General features: G+C 66.7%; 7 protein-coding genes and 1 pseudogene. 1 reads left to right on the plus strand and 7 read right to left on the minus strand.

Annotated elements, in window-relative coordinates; all coding sequences use genetic code 11:
* Nucleotides 1-51 precede the first annotated feature (51 nt).
* From cckA to ACIPIA_RS08170, 7 genes are all read right to left on the minus strand, one after another.
* Entirely contained in the window at nt 52-2,556 is a 2,505-nt protein-coding gene (gene cckA / locus ACIPIA_RS08140) for a cell cycle histidine kinase CckA (protein WP_400508385.1), read from the minus strand.
* A gap of 73 nt (nt 2,557-2,629) precedes the next feature.
* Complete coding sequence (gene flhB, locus ACIPIA_RS08145) at nt 2,630-3,697, minus strand: flagellar biosynthesis protein FlhB (protein ID WP_400508386.1); 1,068 nt, start codon at nt 3,695-3,697, stop codon at nt 2,630-2,632.
* A gap of 6 nt (nt 3,698-3,703) precedes the next feature.
* Entirely contained in the window at nt 3,704-4,462 is a 759-nt protein-coding gene (gene fliR / locus ACIPIA_RS08150; RefSeq protein WP_400508396.1) for a flagellar biosynthetic protein FliR, read from the minus strand.
* A gap of 77 nt (nt 4,463-4,539) precedes the next feature.
* Entirely contained in the window at nt 4,540-4,806 is a 267-nt protein-coding gene (fliQ, locus tag ACIPIA_RS08155; RefSeq protein ID WP_400508388.1) for a flagellar biosynthesis protein FliQ, read from the minus strand.
* A gap of 24 nt (nt 4,807-4,830) precedes the next feature.
* The gene (locus tag ACIPIA_RS08160) at nt 4,831-5,154 is read right to left on the minus strand and encodes a flagellar hook-basal body complex protein FliE (RefSeq protein ID WP_400508390.1); all 324 of its coding nucleotides are present in this window, start codon (nt 5,152-5,154) and stop codon (nt 4,831-4,833) included.
* An 89-nt stretch (nt 5,155-5,243) separates the two neighbouring features.
* Nucleotides 5,244-5,654 (minus strand): flagellar basal body rod protein FlgC, encoded by a 411-nt coding sequence (flgC, locus tag ACIPIA_RS08165; protein WP_400508392.1) that lies wholly within the window; start codon nt 5,652-5,654, stop codon nt 5,244-5,246.
* Between the two features lie 2 nt (nt 5,655-5,656).
* The gene (locus ACIPIA_RS08170; RefSeq protein WP_400508394.1) at nt 5,657-6,058 is read right to left on the minus strand and encodes a flagellar basal body rod protein FlgB; all 402 of its coding nucleotides are present in this window, start codon (nt 6,056-6,058) and stop codon (nt 5,657-5,659) included.
* A gap of 210 nt (nt 6,059-6,268) precedes the next feature.
* Here ACIPIA_RS08170 and ACIPIA_RS08175 point away from each other — a divergent pair.
* Nucleotides 6,269-6,609 (plus strand): annotated as a pseudogene (locus ACIPIA_RS08175) (hypothetical protein); the annotation flags it as partial.

Here is a 6,609-nt window from a genome sequence, read left to right on the forward strand (position 1 = left end):
CCAGGCCGGCGCGCTGAGCAGCCTGGCTCTCACGAATGGCGGCGGGGCCGATCAGGCCATCGCCGCCTTCACCGTCTCGACGAGCTGCTTCATGGTGAAGGGCTTGGGCAGGAAGTGGAAGCCTTCGCCTTCCGGCAGATTCTTGCGGAAGGCTTCCTCGGCATAGCCGGAGACGAAGACGACCTTGGTGTTCGGGTTGCGCTGGCGCAGTTCGCCGAGCAGGGTCGGGCCGTCCATCTCCGGCATCACGACGTCGGAGACGACGAGGTCGATCTGGCCGTCGTTCTTCAGGAAGATGTCTAGCGCCTCGACGCCCGACGCAGCCTCGTGGACGGTGTAGCCGCGCGAGACCAGCATGCGGGCGTTCAGGGCTCGGACCGCGTCCTCGTCCTCGACCAGCAGGATCACGCCGGCGCCCGTATGATCGGCCGCGAGTTTCTTCGGCGCCTCCTTGGCGGCGGCCTCGGCGGCGATTTCCTCCTGGCTCGGGACATGACGCGGCAGGAAGATCTGGAAGGCGGTGCCCTTGCCGACGGTCGAGTCGACGAAGACATAGCCGCCGGTCTGCTTGACGATGCCATACACCATCGAGAGGCCGAGGCCTGTGCCCTTGCCGACTTCCTTGGTCGTGAAGAAGGGCTCGAAGATCTTGTCGAGATGCTCCTGCGGGATGCCGGTGCCGCTGTCCTCGACCTCGAGCAGGACGTAGTCGTCGGCGGGCAGGGCGGCGTGGCTGAAGCTGCCGCAATCCTCGCGGGCGACGTTGCGGGTGCGCACCGTCAGCTTGCCACCGTCGGGCATGGCGTCGCGGGCGTTGACCGCGAGGTTGACGATGACCTGCTCGAGCTGGCCGAGATCGGCCTTGACCGGCCAGAGGTCGCGGCCCTGCCGGACGTCGAGCGTCACCTTGTCGGCGACGACGCGCTTCAGCATGAGCGAGAGATCGGAGAGCACCTCGCCGAGTTCCAGCACCTGCGGGCGCAGGGTCTGGCGCCGCGAGAAGGCGAGCAGTTGCCGGACCAGCGCCGCTGCACGGTAGGCGTTCTGCTTGATCTGCATGATGTCCGGGAAGGACGGATCGGTCGGCCTGTGGCTGGCGAGCAGGAATTCGGAGGCGTTGATGATGACCTGCAGCACGTTGTTGAAATCGTGCGCGATGCCGCCGGCGAGCTGGCCGACCGCCTGCATCTTGCCGGCCTGGTCCATGTTGTCGCGCAGCTTGCGTTCGGCGGTCGTTTCCAGGGCGTAGACGATGGCGCGCTCGCCGTCGCCGTCCTCCGAGGCGGAGACCGGGGCGAGATAGAGCTTGGCGGAGCGGCCGTCGTCGCCGGCGAGCGCGAGATCGAGCGGGCTGGCCGTCGCGCCGCCATCCACGACGTCGCCGAGGGTGCGGGCGAGATCGGAGTTCGGGGCGACGAGGTCCTGGATCGTCTTGGGCTGGGCGCCGGCGGGCACCAGCCGCGCGAAGGCGGCGTTGGAACGCAGGATCGCGCCGGTCCTGTCGACGGTGGCGATCGCCATCGGCGTCGAATGGAAGAAGCGGGCGAAGCGGACCTCCGCATCGCTGCCGCCATCGGCGCCGGCCTCGCCGGGCGCGCGGTTGAGGACCAGCGTGCGCGAGGGGCCGGCGCGGCCGTCCTGCCCGAAGGCGACCTGATGATGCAGCCGGACCGGCAGGGGGGCGCCGTTGCGGCGCTTCAGGTCGACGTCGAGGACTTCGACGCGGACATCTCCCGGTTGGCCGCGGATCGCCTGGATGAGCGCGGCCGCCGAGGAGGTGCAGATGTCGTCCAGATGCAGGCCGCCGGAGCCGAAACGGGCGAGATCGAAGTCGAGCCAGCTCGACAGCGTCGCATTGAGATAGGAGACCTCGCCGTCGGCATCGATCGAGATGAAGCCGGCCGGCGCGTGGTCGAGGTAGTCGATGGCGTGCTGGAGCTCCTGGAAGGCGTTCTCCTGCCGCTCGCGCTCCGGCGTGATGTCGGTGACAGACCAGAGCGTGGCGCTGCCGGTCTCGCGGCGCACCGGCGAAACGCGGACGCGGTACCAGCCGACCTCGCCGCGCCCGCCCAGGGCCGGCTCGAGCCGAACCTCCTCGACGAGCCGGCGGTGCTCGCGCGCTGCGGTCGCGAGCCGGTAGATCGCCTCCGAGACGTCGGCCCGGCCGGTCAGCAGCCTGCCGACAGGCTTGAGATCATTCGCGCCGGTGGCGCCGGCGAGCGAGAGATAGGCTTCGTTCGCATAGACGATCTCGTTCTCGCCCTCTGTGACGACGATGCCTTCATCGGCGCTGTCGACGACGGTCTTGGTCAGGTCGTTGCGAGCGGCGCGGCCCGAGAACTGGACGAGGCCGATGGCGAAGGCGAAGAGGCCGAAGACGCCGACCACCGAGAGCAGCGCGAGCAAGCCCAATATCAGCGGCTGCGCCCATTCGTTGGCGATGAAGCCGAGCGCGATGGCGGCGCCGACAAGCAGGCCCGCGACGAGCAGGATGATGCCGATATGGCCCGGCTTGTCGGAGCGATCGATCGTGGTGGTCGCCGTGGTGCCGCTCATGCGGTTGAAGTCCGTTCGCTAGCGGCCGCGCTGCAGGTGCCGCGGCCATCCTTCCTTCGCATTCCCTGCCGAGTTAGGCGCGCCGACCCTTCAGGCGCAAGACGTAACCGATGACTTCGGCGACGGCCTGGTAGTGTTCGACAGGAATTTCGTCGTCGATGTCGACCGTTGCGTAGAGCGCGCGCGCCAGGGGCGGGTTCTCGACGATCGGCACCCGGTGCTCGCCGGCGACTTCGCGGATCTTGAGGGCCATGCTGTCGACGCCCTTCGCGAGGCAGAGAGGTGCCGCCATGCCCGGCTCGTATTGCAGGGCGACGGCGAAGTGGGTGGGGTTGGTGATGATCACCGTCGCCTTCGGCACCGCGGCCATCATGCGCTTGCGAACGCGCTGGGCGCGGATCTGGCGCAGCTTCGCCTTGACCTCGGGATTGCCTTCGGAGTTCTTGAACTCCTCCTTGATCTCCTGCTTCGTCATCTTCTGGCGCTGGTACCAGCTGAAGCGCTGCCAGGCGAAATCGCCGATGGCGACGATGGCGAAGAGGGCGAGGACCGCGCCCATCAACTGGATGGCGAGCGAGAGCGTGGCCGGCATAAGGGCGGCGACGCTCATCTGCACGAAGGCTTCGAGCCGGTCGTGCTGGTTCCAGAGCGTGATCCAGACCACGGTGCCGATCAGTGCGGTCTTGGCGAGGCCCTTGGCGAAATTGACCCAGGCCTCCTTGCCGAACATGCGCTTGGCCCCCGCCATGGGCGAGATGCGATCGAATTTCGGCATCAGCGGCTCGAACGTCCAGAGCGGCTTGTGCTGCAGCATGGCGCCGGCGAGGCCAGCGCAGAGAATGAAGGCGAAAGGCAGTCCCAGCGCCATGAAGCCTGTCAGGATCCCCTGCCGCGTGACATGCATGAAGGCGGCGCCGTCCGGCGGTACCTGATGGGCGTTCATCAGGAAGGAGCGCAGGGATAGCATGGCGTCGCGCGCCGACCATCCGGCCGCGACCAGCAGGGACAGCGTGAAGCCGCAGAGGACGAAGAAGGTGCCGATCTCCTGCGATCGGGGTACGTCGCCTTTCTCGGTGGCCTCGTCCAGCTTTCGCTGGGTCGGGTCCTCTGTCCTGTCCTCGTTCTCGGTATCCTCGGACATTGCCCGTCAGCCTCCGGTGAACTGGCGCAGGAAGACGCCGAGATCGTTGAGGAAGACGCTCATCATCACGCCGACGACGACGAGCAGGACGAGCATGCCGCCGAGGATCGAGGCCGGCACGGCGAGGAAGAAGACCTGCAGCTGCGGCATCATCCGGGCGAGCACGCCGAGGCCGAGGTTGAACAGCAGGCCGAAGATCAGGAAGGGTGCCGAGATCTGTACGGCCAGCGAGAAGCCGCGCGCCGCGGACTGGACCGCGAGCGTCAGGATATCGGGCATCTCCGGCACGCCGCCGGGTGGAAGCAGGCGATAGCTTTCATGGATCGCGGCGATGGCGATGTGGTGCAGGTCGGTCGTCAGGATCAGGGTGGTCCCGAGCATGGTCAGGAAGTTGCCGATCGACGGGTTCTGAAGGCCGCCGGTGGGGTCGACCGTCATGGCGAAGCCGAGGCCCATGGTCTGCGCGACGAGCGTGCCGGCGGTCTGCAGGCAGGCCATCACCAGCCGGGCACAGACGCCGATGACGAGGCCGATCAGCAGCTCGCCGATCAGCAGGGCGACGATGCCGGATACATCGGGCGGGATGCGAAGCGACGGGCGGGCGACGGGCACGATCATCAACGCGATGAAGAAGGCCAGCGACAACCGGGCACGGGAAAAGATGAAGCGCTCGCCGATGCCCGGCATCAGCATGACGAGCGTACCGACGCGCGCGAAAACGAGCACGAAGAGGGCGCTGAGCTCGGGCAGGATCGCGATCTGCATCGTGCCGGAGGCACCCTCACGCCAGCGCGGGTGTCGCGGCGCTGCACCGGCGAAGGCCGGCTGCAGTCGCGACGGGCTCATCCGCCCGTGGCGATTCGGGCGGCGACTCGCCCCATATAACCCGCAAGGGCGTCACCCATGAACGGCAGAAACAGCAGGAGCGCGGCGAAGACCGCGACGATCTTCGGCACGAAGACGAGCGTCTGCTCCTGAATCTGCGTGAGTGCCTGCACCAGCGAGACGACGAGGCCGACGACGAGTGCGATCACCATCAGAGGTCCGCCGACCTTGAGGAAGACGACGATGCCGTCGCGGGCGATATCGAGAATGGCTCCGGAGGTCATGATCTCTATCCGATCCTGTCGCCGTCAGACCGGCATCCGCATGATTTCCTCATAGGCCGCGATGACGCGGTCGCGCACCGCCACCAGCGTCTCGATCGCGGCTTCGCTTTCGGCGACGGCGGTGACGACGTTGACGATGTCGGCCCGGCCCGTGGCCACGGTCGCGCTCTGGCTATCGGCCTTGCGGCCGGCTTCTGCGGTCGCGTCGAGCGCCTTGCCGAGCAGGGCCGAGAAGTCCGGGCCGCCCGATTCCGAGGTGCTCGCCGCGATCGGCTTGCGCATCAGATTGCCGGCACCCATTCCCTGGATGGAGGCGTAGGCGCCTGCTGCGAAACCCGGAGTGGCCATGGCGGTTCAGTCCCCTTCTGGAGTGCTTGCTTGCCGCATTTTCTTGACGCGAACCGGACCCGCTTCGCTTGAAAATGCTTTGGTGCGCGTCAGGCGCGCAGGATATCGATGGTGCGCTGGATCATCCGGCGCGTCGAAGAGATCAGGTTGAGATTGGCCTCGTAGCTGCGCTGGGCCTCGCGCATGTCCACCATCTCGACCAGTGAATTGACGTTCGGCATCTGCACGTCGCCTTTGGCGTCGGCCGCCGGATTGCCGGGCTCGTGCTTGACCTTGAAGGCGCTCTGATCGCGCTGGACCTTGCCGAGTGCGACCAGCTGGGCGTCGAGCTCGCGGTCGAAATGGCGCTGGAAGGTCGGCACCTTGCGGCGATAGGGTTCGGCGCCGGCGCGTTCGGGTCCGGAATCGGCGTTGGCGATGTTCTCCGAGATGACGCGCATGCGGCCGGACTGGCTGCGCAGGCCCGAAGCGGCGACCGCGATGCTCTTGATCAGGTCCATGATCAGCGACCCTTGCCGATCGCGATCTTCATCAGCCCGAGACCCTTGCTGTAGAGCGAGGCGGCGAGCTGATAGTCGGACTGGTTCTGCGCGACCTTGAGCATCTCGTCCTCGAGGTTCACGGCGTTGCCGTTCGGTGTGGTCTCGAAGCGCGGAGCGCCGGTGCCGTCGAAGCCGCCATTGGCGGTGGAGAGGCTCATGTGGCCGATGCTGGTGCGCGCGACGCTGACGCCGACGCGGGCCGGATCGACGCTCGGTGGCTTGAGATCGAGCGGGCGGAAGCCAGGGCTGTCGGCATTGGCGACGTTCTCGGCGAGAACCTTCTGGCGCGACTGTTGGTACTGCATGCGCAGTTTCAGCGCCTGCATCAGGCCGCCGCCGATGCTCAAGCCGTCATTCGCCATGGCCCAGCCCCTCGCTGCATTGCCCGATACTAGGCAAATCCTGCCGGGCTCATGGTTAACAGCGGGTTAAGTCCATCGTATTTCGCAGGTCGCGTTAACCACGCGTTCACCATGTTTCCCGATAGTGAAAGCATTATGCTATAGCCAAGGTGTTGAACCTCAGGCGGAACTTCGGGCCGCTCGAGGCCGTTGTCGCAGATGAGGCAGACCTTGCAGAGCTTGTTCGGATTGGAACTCTCGACCGCGCAGAAGGTGATCGTCGCCTCTGTCGTCATCCTTGTACTTCTCGCTCTGCTCGGACTTTTCGTGCGGCAGATCCAGGGTGGCCGGCTGCGGCTACGCGGCCAGGCCGGCGGCCGCCAGCGCCAGCCGCGCCTCGGAGTGGTCGATACCTATGATCTCGACCGCCAGCGTCAGCTCGTGCTGATCCGGCGCGATAATATCGAACATCTCGTCATGATCGGCGGCGCCTCCGACGTCGTGGTCGAGACCAATATCATGCGCAGCGGCGGCCGCGCCGTTGCCCCGAGCTACGCCGATCCGGCGGCGCT

Origin of the sequence: Allobosea sp. CER48, from assembly GCF_044752385.1 — a bacterium.
Taxonomy (GTDB): domain Bacteria; phylum Pseudomonadota; class Alphaproteobacteria; order Rhizobiales; family Beijerinckiaceae; genus Allobosea.